The sequence below is a fragment of the Shimia sagamensis genome (assembly GCF_900182745.1).
GTDB classification, from domain to species: domain Bacteria; phylum Pseudomonadota; class Alphaproteobacteria; order Rhodobacterales; family Rhodobacteraceae; genus Shimia; species Shimia sagamensis.
This window is the reverse complement of sequence record NZ_FXTY01000001.1, coordinates 205,412-226,422: the sequence shown is the minus strand read 5'-3', so window position 1 is coordinate 226,422 and position 21,011 is coordinate 205,412. Positions and strand designations below refer to the sequence as shown.

Genomic DNA, 21,011 nt, shown 5'->3' with positions numbered 1-21,011 from the left:
TTCATGACTGACACAAACAGCACCGCTCCGGCGATTGCCGTCGAAGACCTCTGGCAGGTCTTCGGCGAAAACGCCGCCTCAGCCTTGCGCGATGCGCGCGGGGCTGGAGATGACAAAGCCATCGCACAGGCGCTCAAGGACAAGACTCTCATTCCTGCCGTTCGGGCAGCCAATTTTGAGGTCAAATCCGGGGAACTCTTTGTGATTATGGGGCTTTCGGGCTCTGGCAAGTCGACGTTGATCCGCTGCATCTCGCGGCTGATTGAGCCGACCGCCGGGTCGGTGCGCATTGACGGCGAGGATATTCTACAGGCCAGTGACAAACGCCTGATTGATCTGCGCCGTCACAAGCTGGGCATGGTGTTCCAGCATTTTGGACTGTTCCCGCATATGACGGTGGCCGACAACGTGGCCTTTCCTCTGAAAATGCAGGGCGCGGGCAAAGCTGAGCGTCGTACACGCGCTATGGAAGTGCTGGAACTGGTGGGGCTCAAAGGGCGTGAAGACACCTATCCGCGCAACCTGTCTGGTGGGCAGCGGCAGCGTGTAGGGATTGCCCGCTCGCTTGCGGTGAACCCGGATATTTGGTTTCTCGACGAGCCGTTCTCCGCGCTTGACCCGCTGATCCGTCGCCAGTTGCAGGACGAGTTCCTCAACATTCAAGCGACACTGAAAAAATCCATTGTTTTCATCACGCATGACATTCAGGAGGCTCTGAAACTGGCCGATCGGATTGCGATTATGCGCGATGGAGAAATTGTGCAGATTGGCACGCCTGAAGAGATCGTGCTGCATCCGGTGGACGACTATGTGGCCGAGTTCTCCAAGGATGTGCCGAAGGGGCGACATGCCTGTGTTGAGTCCATTTTGATGGATGGCATTCCCGACAATATGCCGGATGATCCGGGCATCAAAATTGGCATGACGCTGGACACTGCGCTGACCAAATGCATGGAGCTTTATGAGCCCGTGCCGGTGCGCGATGCGGAAGGCAAAGTGATTGGCGCGGTGCATCCGCATGAGCTCGCCAACGCGCTGCAGGCGGAAGAGACATGAGCGCGGTTGAAGCTGTGCCGCAAGGCGCGGGTCGGAGGGTGTCGTTGACGCGTGGCAGCCAAGCCGCCCTGTTTGTGCTGGCGGTGGTTCTGCTGTGTCGCCTGCTGGGCGCGCAGTTTGAGTGGTTGGTGAAATGGCCCGCTGCATTGACTGTGCCCATGGCCGACTGGATGACCTGGCTAGTTGGCGGTTTTCTAGATGTTTTCAAACCTATAGCGCGGACCTTTACGTTTCTGGTGAGCTACCCGATGGAGTGGGTTGGCTGGCTTTTGAATGCGGTGCCCTGGCCAATGACAGTGGCGCTTGTGACCGCAATTGGCTGGATGATTGGTGGTCTCCGGCTGGCGGCATTGGGCTTCTTTGGTCTGATGTTTGTGGTCTTCACCGGCTACTGGTCGCAGGGCATGAACACCTTGGCGCTGGTTGCGGTGTCCGTGCCCTTGGCGCTGGTTATGGGCGCGGCAATTGGCATTTTGGCGTTTGAATACCCGCGTATGAAGGGGGCGGTGAACGCCCTTCTGGACGTGATGCAAACCGTGCCAACCTTTGCCTATCTAGTGCCTCTGCTTGTGCTTTTTGGCTTTGGGCCTGTGGTTGGCTTGATAGCGTCAGCGATCTATGCGGCGCCACCTATGGCGCGCAATGTTTTGTTGGGGCTGGAGCGTGTGGATACGGAAATCCGTGAAGCGGCGGTGATGTCGGGTGGCACGCGACGCCAACAGTTGTTCCTTGTGGAACTGCCTGCCGCAACCCAGCAGATCATGATTGGTGTGAACCAATGCCTGATGGCCGCGCTGTCGATGGTGATCATCGCCGCGGTGATTGGTGGGTTTGACGACATCGGTTGGGAAGTGCTGCAAACCATGCGTAAGGCTTTGTTTGGACCGGCCTTTTTGGCTGGGTCCGTTGTGGTGGTATTTGCAATCATCATTGATCGCATGTCCGCAGCACTTGCCGAACCACGTCAGCCGCAAAACCGGACCGTGGCTTATGGGATTTTGGCGGTTGGTGCGGCTGTGACAATTTGGGCTGTGCTGGCGGGCTGGCCGCCGTCTGGCGTGGCGGCAATGGACGGGGTGGCCAAGCGTGTGGATGAAGGGGTTGGGGTGTTCACCGCGACCTACGGCACCACCTTGGACAGCATCAAAAACACCTCGATGTTTTATGGGCTTTTGCCGCTGCGGATTGGGCTTGCAGAGGCGGTTTTGCCGTTCACATGGGGCTTTGCCTGGACTGTTAAACACACGGCCATGCTCTATGGAGCCGCATTGCTTATCTCCTTGATTTTGATCTTTAAAGGGCGAGTCACTGCAGCAGTGATGGTGCTGATCATCGCCTATATTGCAGAAATTGGCGTGGCACATTTGGCTTGGCCTGTGGTGATTTTGGGCGCCGGGGCGATTGGCTGGGTGTCCGGTGGTTGGAAGTTGGCGCGGCTGGCTGTGATCCTGCTGTCCTTGATCCTGATTTCCGGTCTGTGGGAGCGGGCGCTTCTGTCGCTGTATCTGGCAGGCGCGGCGGTGTTTGCCTGTGCAGTCATTGGTGGGCTTTTGGGGCTGTGGAGTGCCATGAGTTCAACCGCTTGGATGATCTTGCGGCCCATTTGTGATTTCCTGCAAACCATCCCGTTGTTTGTGTTCTTGATCCCCGTGTTGATGTTTTTCCAAATCGGAGAATTCTCAGCGTTTATAGCCATTTGCATGTATGCGGTGGTGCCGATGATCCGCTACACGCGGCATGGGTTGGTCAGCACACCAGATGACATCATCGAGGCGGCGACGGCCAGTGGCGCAGGCAAATGGCAGACCATGTTTGAGGTGCGCGCGCCGTTTGCGGCCCCCACCATTTTGCTCGGATTGAACCAGACCATTCTTTATGCCTTTGCCATGTTGGTGATTGCTGCGTTGATTGGCACAACCGAGTTGGGGCAGTCGATCTTCCTGGCGTTGGGGCAGTATGATGTTGGGCTTGGCATCACCGCTGGTGCCGCAATGGCGATCTTGGCGCTGGTGGCAGATCGGTTGGTGCAGGGGTTTGCTGAGGAACGTCGGCAGGCGCTTGGGCTGTGAAACTTCACCGAATCGGGGTTAACACTTCGATTCGGTTGCGTTTTTTGACATCGGTATCGCGGCTGCTTTGCGTCGGTATTGCGTCGGTGTGATTTTGTAAAAAGTGATCGGTAAACAGGGCGGGCGCTGTTGCGGTTTAGGGCTGCTTTGGGGGCAATTGCCTGCGGGTCCAGTGCTGCAACTCTGGGTGGAGTTGCATTATTGCGCTGAGCGCGTCAAACTTGCTTGGTGGAACAACACTCAGAATGAGCTGTTGAGTGGATTTTTAAGAATTCGGGGGGATTGTGCGTTCATGCCAAATCCTGACGCGCCCAAAGGTATGCAGTATAGAATTGCGCCGGATGTAATCCGGGTCGCGGCCGCGCGTGTTTTCGGCAGTCAAACCTTCAAAGCGGCAAAGCAACAGGAGCTGTTACTGCGGTTTTTGATTGACGAGCATCTGGCAGCGCGGGCCACTCACGGCAGTCAGAACGCTGCCATTTCTGAATTTTTTGCAGACCGTTCGCCTGAAGAGGCGAGCAAGAAACTGATGTGGGCAATGGAGCGATTGTCCGAGAAACTCGCTGTCTATTACGCTGATGACGGCGCTGATGATCCAATCCGGATCACAACGAACTCCGACCTCTGTGGACTGAACTTCCAGATGTGGGAAGACGAGGCTGTTCCGTCAACGTCGCAACCGCAGAAAATGCCTATGAAGGGCGTGATTTTTGTGGGTCTAATACTTGTGGCATTGGTTGTGGGTGGCGGCTTGGCGCTTTGGCCCGAAAACCAAAGATTTCGGTCGTCTGGGTCCGTACCGGTTTCGCAATCTGAGGAAGACTTGGGGGTGCCGCCTTTTCCTGAACGCTATGACGGGCTTTCTGTTTTTGAATTGGAGAAAGTGGCGCGAGAGTATCTATATCCAACTCTCGATATGGAGCGGCAGCGCGTGGCGATTGCTATCGCCAAAGAGGTGATTGCACGAGATCCGGAGTACGTGGTGGCATATGCGACGGCTGGATATGGCTTGACCGCGATTGCGTTGATGACATCGGGGGGGGCACTGTCTCGACGTCATTTGGAAGAGGCGCGATTGATGCGAGATCAGGCGCTGGCAAAAGGCCCGGAAGATCCGTGGGTCTTGTCGTCGGCCGCATTGGTTGCGTTTACGGAGCGGGACTATCGCAGTGCCATCAATCTTTCTGAGAGGTCTTATGCGTTGGGATCCCAGGATCCTGATGTTGCGGGCGCTTATGCGGTTTTAGCGTTGCTCACGAGCCGTTATGAAAATGCACGCGAAGCCACTGAGGTGGGAAGTGTCGCGGACCTTCCGCATACTTTGATGGCCCGAGAAAGGCTGTATGCGATGGCCAGCTTCCACGTCGGAGAATATGTCGAGACCATTGAAACATTGGAGACATCGGAACGTGAGGGACGCGGTGTAAATGTTGTGACGATGACATATTTGGCTGCAGCCCATCAGGCCTCTGGCAACCATCAACGTGCAAGTGAAACGGTTCAACACATTCGCGAACAGTGGCCAATGTTTCGACCAGAAATGATTGGTCGTGTGTTTTTTCAGGACCCAACAGAAGGGGATTTCCTGATGCAAAATCTGGCAGCCGCTGGATGGACGTTTATCGATTGAGGCTGGCTCAAAAATCGACTGCGATGCCTTTTTTCTCCCAGTCACCAAAACGCACCGGTTCTGGTCCATCACGGCCGCCCAATTCGGTGGGCAAGTCGACGGCTTTCGCGTTCTTGCGCCGCTCTTCAGCTTCAGCCAAGGCGCGCTTGGCGGCTTCAGGCAAGTCGTCGCGGGAATCGGAGGCGTCAGTCATGAGAGGGTTCCTTTCAGGCCTAGCCCTTGATATACGCGCCCGTCTGCCAAGCTCAAGTCCGTAAGGAAACCCGTCCCATGTCAAACTCCGGTTATTATACCCGTCGCAGCGCTGTGCGTTTGCTGGATAAAGTTATGGAAGATGGACGACTGCTCAATGACCTGATCCAGAGTGGCGGGTTGAGCAAGTTGGAGCCGGCGGACCGAGCGCGTGCGCAGCGGCTGGCGCTTGATACGCTGCGCAATCTGGAACGTGCGGACCGGGTGTTGCAGAAACATATGAAAAAGACGCCGGATTTGCATGTGCACAATGTGCTGCGGCTGGCCACGGTGGAGCTGTGTCTCGGCGGCGCGGCGCATGGCGTGGTGAACGACGCTGTGAACATCGTTGCGAAGAACAAACGCACGGCTGGCATGAAAGGCCTGGTCAACGCCGTTCTGCGCAAGGTGGACGAAAAAGGTCAGGCGGAATGGGACAAGTTGCGGGTGCCGCGGCTGCCCAAATGGCTGCGCAAGCCTTTGGCACAGGCTTATGGGGCGGACACCATGCTGGACATTGAAGCGGCCCATTTTGCCGGGGCGCCATTGGATTTGACCGTGAAAGAGGATGCTGAGGGCATTGCCGAAGCTGTGGGTGGCGTGGTGTTGCCCAACGGGTCGGTGCGGATTGCGGATGCGGGGCAGGTCACAGCGCTGGCTGGGTTCAAGCAAGGTCAGTGGTGGGTACAGGACGCGGCCGCGTCGATGGCGGCACGGGTGCTCAATGCGCAACCGGGGGAAACGGTGCTTGATCTTTGCGCCGCGCCCGGTGGTAAAACCATGCAGGTGGCTGCCGCAGGGGCCACGGTAACAGCTGTGGATGACAGCGCGTCGCGCATGGAGCGGTTGCGGGAAAACCTTAAGCGCGTGCAGCTCAACGCCACGGTGGTGGTGGGGGACGTGATGGCGCAGGAGGGGCAATATGATGCTATCCTGCTGGATGCGCCCTGTTCGGCCACGGGCACCATTCGACGCCACCCTGATTTGCCCTTTGCCAAAGATGGCAGTGAATTTGGCGATCTGATTGGCTTGCAGGAAGTGTTCCTGGATCACGCCATTGGCCTGCTGAAACCGGGTGGACGGTTGGTGTTTTGCACCTGCTCTCTGTTGCCGGACGAAGGCGAAGTGCAGGTGGAAGAGGCGGCGGAGCGCTGGGCAGATGTCACCGTGGATCGGGACGCGGTGTTGATTGATGGTGTGGATCCGGCTTGGATCACCGAAGAAGGTGGCCTGCGCCTGCGTCCGGACTATTGGGCGGACAAAGGTGGCATGGACGGGTTTTATGTGGCGATGCTGCGCAAAGGTCAGTGAGCTTTTGCCGGTTGACGGCCCGCCGCTGATTCAATCGGTGACTCAGCGCTAACACCTCGCTACACTCGTGCCAAACGCCAAAGAGCGTAGAGGCAGAGTGGATGTCCAAACGAGAAACCATATCGGCGCGCTGGACACGGTTTAATCATCGTGTTGCGGCTCGGATCAGCACCCGTGCGCGGCCCGCCACAGGGTTCACAAGCATGCCGGAGCCCCGCACCATTGGGCTTTATGCCCGTGGCAAGCAGTTGGTGGCCGGGAATTTCCTGTTTGCAGGTCATTTGATCAGCGCGCCCAAAACGTCGCTGTGGGACATTGATGTGCCCGACGATGTGTTTGCCGAAGAGCAGCATGGGTTTGCCTGGTTGGATGATCTGGCGGCCGTGGGTGACATGCCCGCGCGGGAGCGGGCGCAAGAATGGGTCTGGCGCTGGATTGACCGCTACGGGCGTGGCTCGGGGCCGGGATGGATTCCGGATCTGGCGGGACGGCGGCTGATCCGGTGGATCAGCCATGCAATTTTCCTGCTTAGGGCGCGGGATTCGGCGCAGTCCGAAGATTTCTACCGCTCGCTGGCGCAGCAGACAATTTTCCTCTCCAAGCGTTGGCACAAAACGGTGCCGGGCTTGCCGCGGTTTGAGGCGCTGACCGGGCTGATCTATGCAGGGTTGGCGCTGGAAGGCATGTCGCAACATGTGGAGCCAGCGCTGAAGGCGTTGGATAAAGAGTGTGAGCGGCAGGTGGATGAAGAGGGCGGCATTCCGACCCGCAATCCTGAGGAGCTGCTCGAAGTTTTCACGCTTTTGACCTGGGCGGCGACAGCGCTCAAAGATGCGGGGCGCACACCGTCTGAGATACACATGCAGGCGATTGAGCGGATCGCCCCTACCTTGCGCACGTTGCGCCACGCGGATGGCGGACTGGCGCGGTTCCATGGCGGTGGTCGCGGCATGGAAGGACGGCTGGATTCCGCGTTGGCAGAAAGTGGCAATAAAACACGGCAGGCGGATGGGCTGGCGATGGGCTACGCACGGCTCTCAGCTGGGCGCACCAGCGTGGTGATTGACGCCAGCCTGCCGCCGACCGGGGCAAGCTCGCTTAATGCGCATGCGTCGACAATGGCGTTTGAGTTGACCAGCGGGCGGCGGCCATTGGTGGTGAACTGTGGCTCAGGCGCGAGTTTTGGCGAAGACTGGCGCCGGTTTGGTCGGGCGACACCCTCGCATTCCACGGTCACGATTGATGAGCTGTCGAGCGCACGGTTGGGTCAAGAGGGCCGAGGCTGGCGCGAAGAGCAGCTTGTGGATGCCCCCAAAGATGTGCCGATCCAAATGAGTCAGGCGCCGGATGGACTGCGGTTTGAAGGTGGGCATGACGGTTACATCGCGTCCCACGGATTGACCCATGCGCGGACGTTGGAGCTGACATTTGATGGGCGCGGCATGGCGGGGGAAGACCTGATCATTGCGATGGACGATTCGGCCAAGCGGCGGTTTGACAAGGCGATGGATGAAGGCGCGTTGCAGGGAATCCCCTTTGAAATCGCCTTTCACTTGCATCCGGAGGTCGATGCCTCGCTTGATATGGGCGGTGCGGCGGTGTCGATTGCGCTCAAAAGCGGCGAACTTTGGGTGTTCCGGCACGATGCGATTGCCAAAATGCGGTTGGATGCCAGTGTTTTCCTCGAAAAAGGGCGATTAAAGCCACGTGCGACCAAACAAATCGTTCTATCTGGCGTGGCAATGGAGTATGCGACCCGCATCCGGTGGTCGTTGAGCAAAGCACATGAGACCAATGTGGCAATCAGGGACCTGAACCGGGACGAAATGGATTTGAACACCTGAGCCCAAGGACCCTATCCCAATGAGCGACCTCCTCCCTATTCGCCGCGCCCTGATTTCCGTGTCTGACAAGACCGGTCTGATCGATCTGGCCAAAGCCCTTTCAGACCGCGGCGTGGAGCTGCTCTCCACCGGGGGTTCCGCCAAGGCGATGCGCGATGCGGGTCTGGATGTGAAAGATGTCGCGGATGTGACCGGCTTTCCGGAAATGATGGATGGCCGCGTAAAAACGCTGCACCCTAATGTGCATGGCGGTTTGCTGGCGTTGCGTGACAATGAACAACATGTTGCAGCGATGAAAGAGCACGGCATTGCGGGCATCGACCTGCTGGTGGTGAACCTCTATCCGTTTGAGGCCACTGTGGCGGCGGGTGCGGATTATGACACCTGCATCGAGAACATCGACATTGGCGGCCCGGCGATGATCCGCGCAGCTGCCAAAAACGCAGCCTTTGTGAACGTGATTGTGGACGTTGAGGACTACGACAAATTGCTGGGCGACATGGATCAGCACGACGGGGCGACCTGCCCGAAGTTCCGCCGCAAGCTTTCCCAGAAGGCCTATGCGCGCACCGGGGCCTATGATGCGGCTGTGTCCACATGGATGGCAGAGCAGCTGGAGCTGGAAGCCCCCAAGCGCCGCGCCTTTGCTGGTGAGCTGAAGCAGACCTTGCGTTATGGCGAGAACAGCCACCAAAAAGCGGCGTTTTACACCGATGGCTCGGGCCGTCCCGGTGTGGCGACTGCGACCCAGTTGCAGGGCAAAGAGCTGTCTTACAACAACATCAACGACACCGACGCGGCGTTTGAGCTGGTGTCGGAGTTTGATCCAGCCAATGGTCCCGCTGTGGCGATCATCAAACATGCCAACCCCTGTGGTGTGGCTGTGGGCGCCACATTGGTGGACGCGTATCAGAAAGCGTTTGATTGTGATCGCACATCTGCGTTTGGCGGCATTGTGGCGCTGAACCAGCCACTTGATGTTGAAACTGCCAAGAAGATTGTGGAGATCTTCACCGAGGTGGTGATTGCGCCGGGCGCGTCTGAGGAAGCCAAAGAGGTTTTTGCGGCCAAGAAAAACCTGCGCCTGCTGCTGACCGATGGTCTGCCTGATCCACGCACGCCGATCACAACCTACAAGCAGGTTGCCGGTGGCGTTTTGGTCCAGGACAAAGACGTTGGCACCGTGGCAGCAGATGAGTTGAAGGTGGTGACCAAGGTTGCACCAACGGACGCGCAGATGGCTGATCTGCAGTTTGCCTGGAAAGTGGCCAAGCACGTGAAATCCAACGCCATTGTCTACGTCAAAGGCGGCGCGACCGTCGGTGTGGGCGCAGGCCAGATGAGCCGTTTGGACAGTGCCAATGTGGCCGCATCTAAGGCGCAGCGTATGGCCGATGCATTGGGTCTGGACGAAAGCCCAGCCAAGGGCTCCGCTGTGGCGTCTGACGCGTTTTTCCCGTTTGCCGACGGTCTGCTGGAAGCGGCTGCGGCTGGCGGCACCTGTGTGATCCAGCCAGGTGGCTCCATGCGGGATGAAGAGGTCATCAAGGCGGCGGATGATGCTGGTTTGGCGATGGTCTTTACCGGAATGCGTCACTTCCGTCACTAAAAGTGACTAAATAAGCTACCGGCCTGCGGTTGGAATTTAATCTGATCGCAGGTCGTACCCTTGTTGCGCGGCCCAAAAGTGGCGTAGCATGGGCGCTAACAATCAAGGCGCAAGATTCTGGGGATAACACGGAACGGCGCACCGAGGCAGACAGGCAGAGAAGGAGACGCGCCGTGATGCGTCTTGTGTTTTGGGCAGGCTTTTGGGCCTTCATCACCGATCAGGCGAGCAAATTTCTTGTGCTCAACGCGCTGAACCTGCGCGAGGTGATGCATATTGAGATTCTGCCGCCGTTTTTACAATTTCATATGGCGTGGAACCGCGGCATCAACTTTGGCCTGTTTTCAGACAGCCCTGAGGCGGCCAAATGGGTGCTGATTGCGCTGGCGTTTGTGATTTGCGGCTTTGTGCTGCATTGGGTGCGCAAAGATCCGCCGGGCAAATGGGGCATGATCAGTGCCGGTTTCCTGATTGGCGGCGCGCTTGGAAATGTGGTCGACCGGCTTTTGTTTGGCGCGGTGGTGGATTTTCTCAATATGTCCTGCTGCGGGTTCAACAATCCCTATTCCTTTAACGTCGCAGACATTTGGATTTTTGCAGGTGCCATCGGATTGGTGGTGTTTGGCGGGGGCAAGAAAACTGAGGCGTGACCTTCCTGTCAGGATGCGCTAAAGCTGTGCCCAAGTTTCGTGGAGTGGGGCATATGGGGCTTTTACGTCTTTTGATTTTGGGTTTTGTCGCTGTTGGATTGGCGGCGTGTTCGGGCAGTAAAACGCTGCATTCCACCGCGCCTTCGGGTGACGGACCGGATGAGTTCACCATTATGCCGGCCAAACAACTCACCCAACCCAAGGATTACGCGGCCCTGCCGCTGCCCACGCCGGGTGGTGTGAACCGTACCGATCAAGATCCTTTGGGCGATGCGGTGGTTGCGCTGGGTGGTAAGGCTTCCGCCCGCAGCCCATACAACACCGGCATTCCTGCCAGTGATGGCAATCTTGTGAATTACTCCTCGCGTCTGGGACGGGAAGCGGACATTCGCGCGAAAGTCTGGGAAGACGATGAAGAGTTCCGGCGCAAGCGGGGGCGGGGCACGTGGCTGCGGATCAGCAAAAAAGGCCTCTATGAGGACGTTTATAAACGTCAGGCGTTGGACTATCGCGATGAGTGGTGGCGTTGGAAGCGCGCCGGTGCACGCACACCGGCGGCCCCGGTTCAGTAAAGTTTTGGGCATGAATGTGCCCATTCTTGCTCACAAATTCGTTTGATGCCTTGCAGCGCCCCTTCGGGGGCGTAACTATTTGTACAAGCCTGTTTTAAGGAGATTGTTTTATGTTGCGACGCTTAGTCTGTGCGCTGGCGCTTGGGGTGGTCAGTGCGCTGCCCGCGCAAGCGGAAGATCAGGTCACTGATTTTATGCTGGAGAACGGCATGCAAGTGGTGGTGGTCGAGGATCACCGCGCACCGGTGGTGATGCATATGGTGTGGTACAAAGCGGGGTCCGCCGATGAAAAGCCGGGCGTGTCGGGCGTGGCGCATTTCTTGGAACATCTGCTGTTCAAAGCCACGGACACGCTGGAGTCCGGTGAGTTTTCCGCAACCGTGGCGGCCAATGGTGGCCGTGACAACGCGTTTACCAGCTTTGATGTGACAGCCTACCACCAGCGTGTCGCAGCCGACCGGTTGGAACTGATGATGACCATGGAGAGCGACCGGATGGTGAATATTCGCCTCGGGGAGGAAGAAATCCTGACTGAGCGTGATGTCATCATTGAGGAGCGCAATCAGCGGGTCGAGAACAACCCCGGTGCGCTGTTCCGCGAGCAGTTGAACGCCTCGCAATATCTCAATCACCGCTATGGCATCCCGATTATCGGCTGGCGCCACGAGATGGAGGCGCTCGGTCTGGAAGATGCGCTGGAATACTATGGGACCTACTATGCGCCCAACAATGCAATCCTGATTGTCGCGGGTGATGTGGAGCCGGAAGAAGTCAAAGCGCTGGCGGAGCAGTATTACGGCGTGATCCCGGCCAATCCTGATTTGCCAGAGCGGGCACGCCCTAGCGAGCCACCCCAGACCAGCGCGCGGCGGATGGAGTTTTATGATGCCCGTGTGGCGCAGCCTTATGTGACGCGCTCTTACCTTGCGCCAGAACGCAATCCCGGTGATCAACGTGGTGCGGCGGCACTCACATTGTTGGCGGAGTTGCTGGGTGGCGGTCAGACCTCTGTGCTGAGCCAGAAGTTGCAGTTTGAGGATAAGAACTCGATCTACGCCACGTCCTGGTATCGCGGCACTTCGCTGGACGCGACAACGTTTAACCTGCTGACCGTGCCCGCACCGGGGATTGAGATGCAAGAGGCCGAAGACGCGATGGATGCGGTTGTGGTGGAGTTCATGGAAACCGGCGTGGATGAGGCGCATCTGGAGCGCATCAAGATGCAGCTGCGCGCCAGTCAGATTTATGAGCGTGACAATGTGGACAGTGTGGCCAACCGCTATGGCCGGGGGCTGACCTCGGGGCTGACCATCGCGGACATTCAGGAGTGGCCGGAGATTTTGCAGTCGATTACGCCGGAAGAAATCATGGCGGCGGCGGAAATGATCTTTGACCGGAAAAAATCGGTGACCGGCTGGCTGTTGACAGAAGAGGAGATGGCACAATGATCCGTGTTTTGATTGCATGTGTGACGCTGTTTGTGGCTGTGCCTGCCTGGGCAGAGATCAAGATCAAAGAAGTCACCTCACCCGGCGGCATCAATGCCTGGCTGGTCGAAGAGCCGTCGATCCCCTTTGTGGCGCTGGAAATCCGTTTCAAAGGCGGCACCTCGCTGGATGTCGAGGGTGCGCGCGGGGCAACCAACCTGATGGTGGGGTTGCTCGAAGAGGGTACCGGCGACATGGACGCGCAGGGGTTTGCCAAAGCAAGCGAAGAGCTGGCAGCGCAGTTTGGCTATGACAGCCACGCCGATGCGGTGTCGATTTCCGCGCGTGTGCTGACCGAGAACCGCGATGAGGCGCTGGCCCTGCTGCGCAAGTCGCTGGTGGCGCCGAGTTTCCCGCAGGATGCGCTGGACCGCGTGCGCGAACAGGTGCTGTCTGGCCTGCGCTCTGATTTGAAAGACCCGGATGAAATCGCCAGCGCCCGCATGGCGGAGATCATCTATGGTGATCATCCTTATGGGTCCGGCGGCGAAGGCACCATTGAGAGCGTGACCCACCTGACCCGCGAGGACATGATTGCGGCACATGCAGGCGCACTGGCCAAAGACCGACTGTTTGTCGGCGTCGTAGGCGACATCACCGCCGAGGAACTGGGGCCGCTATTGGATGCCCTGCTGGGTGACCTGCCAGAGACCGGCGCGCCGATGCCGGTTGACGCGGTGGTGGACATCACAGGCGGCGTCGATGTGGTGGGTTTTGACACGCCGCAGTCGGTGGCGATGTTTGCGCAAAACGGCATTGACCGCGACGATGAGGATTTCTTTGCCGCTTATGTGCTGAACACCATTTTGGGTGGCGGCGGGTTTGAAAGCCGTCTGATGGAGGAAGTCCGGGTCAAACGTGGTCTGTCCTATGGCGTCTACAGCTACATCGTGCTGCGTGATCTGGCGAACGTCTACATGGGCAGCGTGTCCTCGGCCAATGACCGCGTGGCGCAGGCGATTGAGGTCATTCAGGATGAGTGGGCTTTGATGGCGGCTGAAGGCCCGACAGAGGACGAGGTTGAGAAAGCCAAGGCGCTGCTGACCGGGGCCTACCCGCTGCGGTTTGACGGCAATGGCTCAATTGCGACGATCATGGTGGCCATGCAGATGGACAACATGCCCATCGACTACATCGCCACCCGCAACGACAAAGTGGATGCTGTCACGGTGGGGGATGTGAAGCGCGTGGCCGGAGAGCTTTTGACGCCGGAGAAACTGCAATTTGTGGTGGTGGGCAAGCCTGAAGGGCTGTGAGAGCTGTCATCAATTAGGATGTGAAGCGCGGGAGGTGAAAGCCTTCCGCGTTTTTTGTTGGGGGATTAAAGCGAAAGTCAGGGTGCAGTGTAAGTTTATCGATTTTGTATCTAGACCCAACGGCAGGCGATCAAAAAACGTCATCCCGACGTCATTAAACCCTTTGACCCTGACACTAGTGTCAGGGCTCTAAGCGTAGCTCTTATCGACATCCAATGATTCGAAGATAGGAGTTCTAGACATGGAAAATAAGGGCGCCTGGCAGGGCAAGGTGGCAATTGTCACAGGTGGGAGTTCGGGCATCGGCCGAGCCACAGCGGCGGAACTCGTTGCAAACGGTGCAAACGTCCTGATCACGGGCCGTACAGAAGAAAAGTTGTCGCAAGTCGCTGCTTCAAGTGAGAATATTGCGACGCTGCAAGTCGACAGTGCGGATGTAAACAGCGGGTCCACCATCGTTGAAGCTGCAATGGCGCGTTGGGGGCGCATTGATCTGATCGTCAACAATTCCGGCGCTGGTCAACCCCTACCTGTGGCAGCTTACGATGCGGATACTATTGCAAAAATGTCGGCTGTTAACATTGTCGGGCCATCCCAGTTGGTAAAGGCCGCCCAAGCGCCGTTGCGTGACAGCAAAGGGGCAATCGTAAATATTTCAACCGCAGTTTCTCGAAACGCAGCCCCCATGTTGGCCCATTACGGCGCAACCAAAGCGGCCCTGGAAAATTTGACCAGATCTTGGGCGATTGAGCTGGCCGATGATGGGATTCGTGTAAATGCAATTGCGCCGGGGCCTGTCAAAAGCGGCGCCTTGACCGGGATGATGGGGCTTCCTGAAGAGATGGCGCAGCAGATCGAGGAACAAGAGGCCAGTCAGGTACCTTTAGGGCGACGTGGGACAACGGATGATATTGTGCCTTGGGTTTTGCGCCTTGGAAGCTCTGACAATAGCTGGCTGACAGGACAGACCTTAACAGTAGACGGCGGTTGGTCGCTCCGTACCTGACCGATTGGGGAGTCGGTTGACGGCGGTTGGCAGGACTTGTTCATTCGGCTCCCCCCTTGATTATCACCATCACGATTTACATTTTTTGGGAGGCTCATTGGAGGGGTACACATGCAGGCAAAAGAAGCTGCCGAACAACTTGGCATCACGCAACGTATGTTGCGACATTATGAAAAAGAAGGTCTTATGGACGTTGACCGCTCCCTAAATGGCTATCGTAGTTACAGCGCGGCTGATCTGCGTCGTGCTGGTCGCATACGTGATTTTATCGCGACAGGGTTTTCCGTCCGTGAAATCCGCGCCATGAGTGCGTGCCTTTCGGACGATGGCGATGGCCCATGCGCAGGCGGCATCGAGAAGTTGACCGAGAAGTTAGAGCATATTGACCGTCTTAGAGCGGAACTTGACGAGAAACGAAGTGCCGTTCTTGACCGGCTGGTCACGCTACAAAACGGGCTATCTACCCTAAGCCACCACTGAGCTGAGTTTTGTCGAGGCCTGCGGGGGCACGCCGTGATTCTCCTGCCTAGACGTGACATCCGTCGCAAGGTGACCCTTCAAAACCACAAAAGCCGTTGCTTACTCACTCCCCCAACAACCGCCTGATCCGCCCTTCCCAATCGTCCTGCGCGCGGCCGGATTTGCCCATGGCCTGAAAGCCAAAATAGAGGTGCAGGACCATCTCGGCCAGATCGGCGCGGTGGGTGGGGGAAGGGCCCCCCACACCACGCACCTCCAGCACGCCGAAAATCCCCTCTTTCAGGCGATCGGCCATTTCTTGGGTTTTCTGCGCGACCTTTGGGTTGTCCGGGGCAACCTCGACCATGGCGTTGCAGATAAAACAGCCCATGTCGGCTTTACCTGACGGGGTGAACAGCGGCATCAGGCAGGTGGTCGCCAAAGGTGCGTCGCAGGCTTTGAGCATTGCCAGCGTGGTGGAGACCACCTCGGTATCGTAGCGCAGCAAAGTCTGGAAATAGACCGCCTCTTTGTCGACAAAGGCTTTGTAAAAACTGCCACGGGTGAGGCCCATGGCGCGCAAAAGATCAGGCAGGTTGGTGGCCTTGTAGCCTTGTCGCCAAAAGATCGCCATCGCGCCGCCGATGGCTGTGCTGGTGTCAAACTCTCTGGGTCTCGCCATGGTTTTGTCCTCACGCAGTACTCACGCTCAGTTGATTTGTACCATTTGGTTCCAAATTGTAAATGGGCAATAGGAACTGATTGGTTCCAAACTTAGATCATTCAACAAAGGGACCTCCCCCATGAACGTTTTCAAATCTCTGATCACCGGTGCTGCGCTGTCCGTGGCTGTGGCCACCTCCGCTTTTGCCGCTGGCGTTGACCTCAACGCGTCTTCCACTGGCCTGGCCCTGCAAGGCTATGATCCGGTGGCCTACTTCACCGATGGCGCGCCTACCAAGGGCAGCTGGAAAATCACCTCTGCATACAATGACGCAACTTACCGTTTTGCCACAGAAGAGCACAAAGCGGCGTTTGAGGCAGACCCGGAAGCCTACCTGCCAGAGTACGGTGGATACTGTGCCTTTGGCGCGGCGATGGGCTTCAAATTTGACGGTGACCCAACCCACTGGAAAATCGTGGACGGCGAGCTGTTCCTGAATATTTCTCAGGACGTGCAAGAGCGTTGGGTCGCGGACATCCCGGGATTCATTGAAAAAGCTGACGCGAATTGGACCACCATCGCAGACAAAGATCCGGCCAGCCTGCAATAAGGCACCCTGCCACCACTCCGATGGCCGCTGGCCCTCACCGAGACATCGGTGGGGGCTTTTTGCGTCTGGCGGTGGTGATTGACGTGGCGGATGGCTTTGTCTAAGAGGCAGATAACCGTTGGGGTGTTCTGCGTTGCAGGGCTGAGAATCGCTTAGGCGTAAACCCATCGAACCTGATCCGGGCAATACCGGCGGAGGGAACGGTGTCAAAGTAGATGACGTTTTTGCCGCGCGGAATCCCGTTTTTGAAACTGGGAGGCGTCATTTATGGCCCATATCGCTTTGACAATTGCAGGCTCCGACAGCGGTGGCGGCGCAGGCATTCAGGCAGATTTGAAAGCGTTTAGCGCTCTGGGCACTTTTGGCACCAGCGTGATCACGGCTGTGACAGCCCAGAACACTCAAGCTGTGACGGCGGTACATCCCATTCCGCTGGATGTGGTGCGCGCACAGATCGACGCGGTGCTGTCGGATATGGATGTGGGCGCGATCAAGATTGGCATGCTGGCGACACCGGAAATCATTCACACGGTGGCAGAGGCGATTGCGGATTTCACGGGGCCAGTGGTGCTCGACACGGTGATGGTGGCGAAGTCCGGGGACAGCCTGTTGGCGGAAGAGGCGGTGATGACCCTGCGCGATGTGCTGGTACCGCGAGCGACGGTGATCACGCCCAACCTGCCGGAGGCGGCGGCGCTGTTGAAAGAAGAGTTTGCCTGCTGTGAAGAGCAAGTTGTGGCGCAGGGGCAGGCGTTGTGTGCCGTAGGTGCGCAAGCGGTGCTGATGAAAGGCGGTCATGCGGATGGGGATATTTGCCACGACTATCTGATGACCTATGAGGGTATGCAGCTGGAGCTGACCGCGCCGCGCAAGCAGACCAAGAACACCCATGGCACAGGTTGTACGTTGTCGTCGTCCATTGCGGCGGGGCTTGCCAAGGGCTTGCCGATGACGGAGGCCGTGACAGAGGCTCATGCGTATTTGCAGGGCGCGATTGCGGCGGCGGATGACTTGAACGTTGGTCATGGCCACGGGCCGTTGCACCACTTCCACCGCGTGTGGACAGCGTGACACTGTATTCCGTCATAGGGGCTGGCGTGGCTGGTCTGTCCGTGGCCACGGAGCTTGCCGAGCGCGGTGCGCAAGTGCAGGTGTTTGATCCTGCTGGCCCACCCGGCCCACATGGTTGTAGCTGGTGGGCAGGCGGCATGTTGGCGCCGTGGTGTGAGTATGAGAACGCCGAGGAACCTGTGCTGCGCTTTGGTCAGGAGGCAATTGGTTGGTGGTCCAAACGGACCCGCGTGACCAAGGCGGGCACATTGGTGGTTGCGAACAAACGCGACCTGCCAGACATGCGCCGCTTTGCGCGTCGCACTGAGGGTTTTACCGAGGTTGGGCGCGAAAAAGTGGCTGCGTTAGAGCCGGATTTGCACGGCTTTGGGCAAGGGCTGTTCTTTGAAGAGGAAGCCCACCTTGATCCGCGCAAAGCTTTGCAGGACTTGTATCGCGGCTTGGTCGACAGAGGCGTGATATTTCATAAGAAGATCGCGCCGAGCGGCTTGGAGAATGCAATAGATTGCCGGGGCCTGTCGGCGCGGGAATACCTTTATGACCTGCGCGGCGTGAAAGGTGAGATGCTGATCATCCGCGCGCCGGATGTAGAGATCACCCGCCCTGTGCGTTTGCTACACCCACGCATTCCGCTTTACATCGTGCCGCGCGGCGACGGGGTCTATATGCTCGGCGCGACCTCGATTGAGAGCGAAGACAGCAGCCGCATCACCGCGCGCTCGATGCTGGAACTTTTGAGCGCGGCCTATGCGCTGAACCCGGCGTTTGGCGAGGCGGAAGTGCTGGAAATTGGCGTTGATCTGCGTCCTGCGTTTCCCGACAACCTGCCGCGTATCCGGCGGTTGGGACGGACAATTTACGCCAACGGTCTGTATCGCCATGGCTATTTGCTGGCCCCTGCGCTGGCCAAAGGCGTCGCGGATTTGGCGCTTCACAACATTCATTCGGAGATGGTCGATGAAGATCGTGCTTAACGGAGAGGCCCGCGAGGTGGCGGCCACGGATTTGGCGGGCCTGTTGGGCGAGTGTGGGTTTTCGGGGCGCGTGGCGACCTCACTCAACGAAGGTTTTGTGCCCGCCGGATTGCGCGCGGCGCAGACATTGGCCGATGGCGACCGCGTTGAAGTGGTTGCGCCGATGCAGGGGGGCTGAAAGATGGGCAAGTCGTTTTATGGCGTGGAGCTGCCAAACCCGTTGATGCTGGGCACGGCGCAATATCCAAGCCCGGCGATTTTGGAAGAGGCGTTTCGTGCGTCCGGCGCGGGCGTGGCGACGGTGTCACTACGCCGCGAAGGTGCTGGCGGGGCGGGACAGACTTTTTGGCAGATGATCGCGGATCTGGGCGTACATGTGCTGCCCAACACGGCGGGCTGTCATACGGTGAAAGAGGCCGTGACCACGGCACATATGGCGCGGGAGGTGTTTGACACCAAGTGGATCAAGCTGGAGCTAATTGGCCACACCGATAGTTTGCAGCCGGATGTGTTTCAACTGGTTGAGGCCGCGCGCATCCTGTCTGAGGACGGTTTTGAGGTGTTTCCCTACACCACCGAAGACCTGATCGTGGGGGAGCGTCTGCTCGAGGCAGGCTGTGAGGTGCTGATGCCCTGGGGCGCGCCAATTGGCTCCGGGCGCGGGTTGAACAACATTTACGCCTTGCGGGCGATGCGGGCGGAGTTTCCAGACGTGCCGCTGGTTGTGGACGCGGGCATTGGCCTGCCGAGCCATGCGGCGGCGGCGATGGAGCTGGGCTTTGATGCGGTGCTGCTGAATACAGCGGTGGCGAAAGCCGGTGATCCGGTGGCCATGGCCAAGGCGATGATGGCCGCCGTGGAAGCGGGCCAGATGGCTTGCGACGCGGACCCGATTGAGGCGCGTGACATGGCCGAAGCCAGCACACCGGTTATTGGAAAGGCATTCCTGTCATGAGCCTGCATAAGTTTTACCCGATTTTTGATGATGTGAACTGGCTGAAACGCATGTTGCCGCTTGGCATCAAACTGGTGCAGCTGCGCATCAAGGATGCCACGGAGGACCACGTCCGTGCACAGATTGCCGAAGGCCAAGCGCTGTGTCGCGAATATGGCTGTGTGTTGGTGATCAATGATTACTGGCAGGCGGCAATTGATCTGGGCTGTGAGTGGCTTCACCTGGGCCAAGAAGATCTGGACGATGCAGATCTTAAAGCGATCCGCGCGGCTGGGATCAAATTGGGCGTGTCGACCCATGATGACGACGAGTTGGAGCGGGTGCTGGCATTCGCCCCTGAGTATGTCGCGCTTGGGCCGGTCTATCCAACCATTCTGAAAAAGATGAAATGGCACCAACAGGGCCTGCCGCGTGTGACCGAATGGAAAGCACGCGTGGGCGATGTGCCGCTGGTGGGCATCGGCGGCATGTCGGTGGACCGTGCACCGGGCGTGTTTGAGGCTGGGGCGGACATTGTTGCGGCGGTCACTGACATTACGCTCAACGACGATCCAGAAGACCGCGTGCGCCAGTGGCTGGAGGTCTGCAAGTGAGCCGCTACGCGCGTCAGATGATTTTGCCCGAAGTGGGTGCAGATGGGCAGGTGGCGCTGGCTACGGCCCATGTGTTGGTCATTGGCGCGGGTGGTTTGGCGGCGAGTGCGCTGCCTTTACTGGCGGGCGCAGGTGTTGGGCGGATTACCATTGTTGATTGTGACACTGTGGAGCTGTCCAATCTGCATCGTCAGACGATGTTTATCGAAGCGGACCAAGGCCAGCCCAAGGCCGAGGTGGCGGCGGCGCGATGTGCGGCGATCAATGGTGAGATTGCGGTTGAGGCTGTGGTGGCCAAGCTGACCCCGGCCAATGCGCCAGCGCTGCTCGACGATGTGACCTTGGTGATGGATTGCGCTGACAGCTATGCGGTGAGCTACACGTTGAGCGATTTGTGTTTGGCGCAAAACATCCCGCTGATCACAGGATCTGCCTTGGCGCTGTCGGGCTATGCGGCGGGTGTTTGCGGAGGCGCTCCATCGTTGAGGGCGTTGTTCCCGGAGGCCCCGGAAAGCGGGGCGAGCTGCGCGACGGCGGGTGTGATGGGGCCGGTGGTGGCCTTGATTGGCGCGATGCAGGCGCAGATGGCACTGGCCACGTTGATGGGGCAGGAGCCAAGCCCGCTGGGGCAAATGGTGCAGTTTGACGCCAAGACCATGCGCAGCGCGCCGTTTCGGTTTGATGCTGCGCCGGAGCCGGAGACAGCCTTTAGCTTTGTGTCGCTGGAGATGCTTGGCAAGGGTGACACGATTGTGGAGTTGCGCGGCATTGAGGAAGCGCCGGAGCCTTCACATCCGGATGCGCTGCGCCTGTTGCCGGATCAGTTGAAAGATGAACTGCCAATCGCCGAGGGGCGGCTGGCTTTGTGCTGTGCAACGGGGCTGCGGTCTTGGCGTGCAGCCGAACAGATACAAAAAGATTGGCCCGGCGAGATTGTTCTTGTCGCGGCCTCCGCTTCTTAGAA

Annotated in this window: 21 protein-coding genes and 1 riboswitch; of the genes, 19 read left to right on the top strand and 2 right to left on the bottom strand. The window is 58.3% G+C overall.

The genetic code is table 11. From position 1 onward, the window contains the following. The first annotated feature begins 3 nt into the window (after positions 1–3). From QOL67_RS01030 to QOL67_RS01020, 3 genes are all read left to right on the top strand, one after another. Positions 4–1,056: a quaternary amine ABC transporter ATP-binding protein gene (locus tag QOL67_RS01030; protein WP_283424084.1), complete on the top strand. Its 1,053-nt coding sequence runs from the start codon at positions 4–6 to the stop codon at positions 1,054–1,056. Further along, positions 1,053–3,125, top strand: coding sequence for an ABC transporter permease subunit (locus QOL67_RS01025; protein WP_283424083.1), 2,073 nt, complete (start codon positions 1,053–1,055; stop codon positions 3,123–3,125). The genes QOL67_RS01030 and QOL67_RS01025 overlap by 4 nt, the downstream gene beginning before the upstream one ends. Before the next feature lie 292 nt (positions 3,126–3,417). Further along, complete coding sequence (locus QOL67_RS01020) at positions 3,418–4,755, top strand: tetratricopeptide repeat protein (RefSeq protein WP_283424082.1); 1,338 nt, start codon at positions 3,418–3,420, stop codon at positions 4,753–4,755. Between the two features lie 7 nt (positions 4,756–4,762). Here the strand turns inward: QOL67_RS01020 and QOL67_RS01015 are convergent, their stop codons facing one another. Further along, entirely contained in the window at positions 4,763–4,948 is a 186-nt protein-coding gene (locus QOL67_RS01015; protein WP_283424081.1) for a DUF1674 domain-containing protein, read from the bottom strand. A gap of 77 nt (positions 4,949–5,025) precedes the next feature. On the opposite strand from QOL67_RS01015, the gene QOL67_RS01010 reads away from it, so the two are divergent. From QOL67_RS01010 to QOL67_RS00970, 9 genes are all read left to right on the top strand, one after another. Beyond that, positions 5,026–6,297, top strand: a complete 1,272-nt coding sequence (locus QOL67_RS01010) for an RsmB/NOP family class I SAM-dependent RNA methyltransferase (RefSeq protein WP_283424080.1) — start codon at positions 5,026–5,028, stop codon at positions 6,295–6,297. Positions 6,298–6,398: 101 nt separating this feature from the next. After that, positions 6,399–8,141, top strand: a complete 1,743-nt coding sequence (locus tag QOL67_RS01005) for a heparinase II/III family protein (RefSeq protein ID WP_283424079.1) — start codon at positions 6,399–6,401, stop codon at positions 8,139–8,141. 19 nt (positions 8,142–8,160) lie between these two features. Beyond that, positions 8,161–9,750, top strand: coding sequence for a bifunctional phosphoribosylaminoimidazolecarboxamide formyltransferase/IMP cyclohydrolase (purH, locus tag QOL67_RS01000; protein WP_283424078.1), 1,590 nt, complete (start codon positions 8,161–8,163; stop codon positions 9,748–9,750). 176 nt (positions 9,751–9,926) lie between these two features. Continuing rightward, positions 9,927–10,400, top strand: a complete 474-nt coding sequence (gene lspA, locus QOL67_RS00995) for a signal peptidase II (protein WP_283424750.1) — start codon at positions 9,927–9,929, stop codon at positions 10,398–10,400. Positions 10,401–10,426: 26 nt separating this feature from the next. Beyond that, positions 10,427–10,972, top strand: a complete 546-nt coding sequence (locus QOL67_RS00990; RefSeq protein ID WP_283424077.1) for a DUF3035 domain-containing protein — start codon at positions 10,427–10,429, stop codon at positions 10,970–10,972. Between the two features lie 110 nt (positions 10,973–11,082). After that, positions 11,083–12,420 carry a M16 family metallopeptidase gene (locus tag QOL67_RS00985; RefSeq protein ID WP_283424076.1) on the top strand — a complete coding sequence of 446 codons (1,338 nt, stop codon included), beginning with the start codon at positions 11,083–11,085 and terminating at the stop codon, positions 12,418–12,420. Then, positions 12,417–13,715 carry a M16 family metallopeptidase gene (locus QOL67_RS00980; protein ID WP_283424075.1) on the top strand — a complete coding sequence of 433 codons (1,299 nt, stop codon included), beginning with the start codon at positions 12,417–12,419 and terminating at the stop codon, positions 13,713–13,715. Before QOL67_RS00985 ends, QOL67_RS00980 begins: the two co-directional genes overlap by 4 nt. 241 nt (positions 13,716–13,956) lie before the next feature. Then, positions 13,957–14,721 (top strand): SDR family NAD(P)-dependent oxidoreductase, encoded by a 765-nt coding sequence (locus QOL67_RS00975; protein ID WP_283424074.1) that lies wholly within the window; start codon positions 13,957–13,959, stop codon positions 14,719–14,721. A 111-nt stretch (positions 14,722–14,832) separates the two neighbouring features. Further along, positions 14,833–15,201, top strand: coding sequence for a MerR family transcriptional regulator (locus QOL67_RS00970; RefSeq protein ID WP_283424073.1), 369 nt, complete (start codon positions 14,833–14,835; stop codon positions 15,199–15,201). 103 nt (positions 15,202–15,304) lie between these two features. Here QOL67_RS00970 and QOL67_RS00965 read toward each other — a convergent pair whose 3' ends face one another. After that, positions 15,305–15,862: a TetR/AcrR family transcriptional regulator gene (locus tag QOL67_RS00965; protein ID WP_283424072.1), complete on the bottom strand. Its 558-nt coding sequence runs from the start codon at positions 15,860–15,862 to the stop codon at positions 15,305–15,307. Between the two features lie 121 nt (positions 15,863–15,983). Here QOL67_RS00965 and QOL67_RS00960 point away from each other — a divergent pair, with 121 nt between their 5' ends. From QOL67_RS00960 to QOL67_RS00930, 7 genes are all read left to right on the top strand, one after another. After that, a complete protein-coding gene (locus QOL67_RS00960; RefSeq protein WP_283424071.1) occupies positions 15,984–16,454 on the top strand; it encodes a YHS domain-containing (seleno)protein in 471 nt (156 codons plus the stop codon). 109 nt (positions 16,455–16,563) lie between these two features. Further along, positions 16,564–16,671, top strand: a riboswitch (TPP riboswitch). 50 nt (positions 16,672–16,721) lie between these two features. Next, a complete protein-coding gene (thiD, locus tag QOL67_RS00955) occupies positions 16,722–17,525 on the top strand; it encodes a bifunctional hydroxymethylpyrimidine kinase/phosphomethylpyrimidine kinase (RefSeq protein ID WP_283424070.1) in 804 nt (267 codons plus the stop codon). Continuing rightward, a complete protein-coding gene (locus QOL67_RS00950) occupies positions 17,522–18,499 on the top strand; it encodes an FAD-dependent oxidoreductase (RefSeq protein WP_283424069.1) in 978 nt (325 codons plus the stop codon). The genes thiD and QOL67_RS00950 overlap by 4 nt, the downstream gene beginning before the upstream one ends. Further along, positions 18,483–18,677, top strand: a complete 195-nt coding sequence (gene thiS / locus QOL67_RS00945) for a sulfur carrier protein ThiS (RefSeq protein ID WP_283424068.1) — start codon at positions 18,483–18,485, stop codon at positions 18,675–18,677. Before QOL67_RS00950 ends, thiS begins: the two co-directional genes overlap by 17 nt. A 3-nt stretch (positions 18,678–18,680) precedes the next feature. Then, on the top strand, positions 18,681–19,454 hold the full coding sequence (locus tag QOL67_RS00940) for a thiazole synthase (protein WP_283424067.1): 774 nt from the start codon (positions 18,681–18,683) through the stop codon (positions 19,452–19,454). After that, entirely contained in the window at positions 19,451–20,047 is a 597-nt protein-coding gene (locus QOL67_RS00935) for a thiamine phosphate synthase (protein WP_283424066.1), read from the top strand. Before QOL67_RS00940 ends, QOL67_RS00935 begins: the two co-directional genes overlap by 4 nt. Further along, the gene (locus QOL67_RS00930) at positions 20,044–21,009 is read left to right on the top strand and encodes a HesA/MoeB/ThiF family protein (RefSeq protein WP_283424065.1); all 966 of its coding nucleotides are present in this window, start codon (positions 20,044–20,046) and stop codon (positions 21,007–21,009) included. Before QOL67_RS00935 ends, QOL67_RS00930 begins: the two co-directional genes overlap by 4 nt. The last annotated feature ends 2 nt before the right edge of the window (positions 21,010–21,011 follow it).

Excerpts from the sequence above, each read along its gene's own strand:
- QOL67_RS01030 (WP_283424084.1), top strand. The coding sequence starts at position 4 with ATGACTGACACAAACAGCACCGCTCCGGCGATTGCCGTCGAAGACCTC.
- QOL67_RS01025 (WP_283424083.1), top strand. The coding sequence starts at position 1,053 with ATGAGCGCGGTTGAAGCTGTGCCGCAAGGCGCGGGTCGGAGGGTGTCG.
- QOL67_RS01020 (WP_283424082.1), top strand. The coding sequence starts at position 3,418 with ATGCCAAATCCTGACGCGCCCAAAGGTATGCAGTATAGAATTGCGCCG.
- QOL67_RS01015 (WP_283424081.1), bottom strand. The coding sequence starts at position 4,948 with ATGACTGACGCCTCCGATTCCCGCGACGACTTGCCTGAAGCCGCCAAG.
- QOL67_RS01010 (WP_283424080.1), top strand. The coding sequence starts at position 5,026 with ATGTCAAACTCCGGTTATTATACCCGTCGCAGCGCTGTGCGTTTGCTG.
- QOL67_RS01005 (WP_283424079.1), top strand. The coding sequence starts at position 6,399 with ATGTCCAAACGAGAAACCATATCGGCGCGCTGGACACGGTTTAATCAT.
- purH (WP_283424078.1), top strand. The coding sequence starts at position 8,161 with ATGAGCGACCTCCTCCCTATTCGCCGCGCCCTGATTTCCGTGTCTGAC.
- lspA (WP_283424750.1), top strand. The coding sequence starts at position 9,927 with ATGCGTCTTGTGTTTTGGGCAGGCTTTTGGGCCTTCATCACCGATCAG.
- QOL67_RS00985 (WP_283424076.1), top strand. The coding sequence starts at position 11,083 with ATGTTGCGACGCTTAGTCTGTGCGCTGGCGCTTGGGGTGGTCAGTGCG.
- QOL67_RS00980 (WP_283424075.1), top strand. The coding sequence starts at position 12,417 with ATGATCCGTGTTTTGATTGCATGTGTGACGCTGTTTGTGGCTGTGCCT.
- QOL67_RS00975 (WP_283424074.1), top strand. The coding sequence starts at position 13,957 with ATGGAAAATAAGGGCGCCTGGCAGGGCAAGGTGGCAATTGTCACAGGT.
- QOL67_RS00970 (WP_283424073.1), top strand. The coding sequence starts at position 14,833 with ATGCAGGCAAAAGAAGCTGCCGAACAACTTGGCATCACGCAACGTATG.
- QOL67_RS00965 (WP_283424072.1), bottom strand. The coding sequence starts at position 15,862 with ATGGCGAGACCCAGAGAGTTTGACACCAGCACAGCCATCGGCGGCGCG.
- QOL67_RS00960 (WP_283424071.1), top strand. The coding sequence starts at position 15,984 with ATGAACGTTTTCAAATCTCTGATCACCGGTGCTGCGCTGTCCGTGGCT.
- thiD (WP_283424070.1), top strand. The coding sequence starts at position 16,722 with ATGGCCCATATCGCTTTGACAATTGCAGGCTCCGACAGCGGTGGCGGC.
- thiS (WP_283424068.1), top strand. The coding sequence starts at position 18,483 with ATGAAGATCGTGCTTAACGGAGAGGCCCGCGAGGTGGCGGCCACGGAT.
- QOL67_RS00940 (WP_283424067.1), top strand. The coding sequence starts at position 18,681 with ATGGGCAAGTCGTTTTATGGCGTGGAGCTGCCAAACCCGTTGATGCTG.
- QOL67_RS00935 (WP_283424066.1), top strand. The coding sequence starts at position 19,451 with ATGAGCCTGCATAAGTTTTACCCGATTTTTGATGATGTGAACTGGCTG.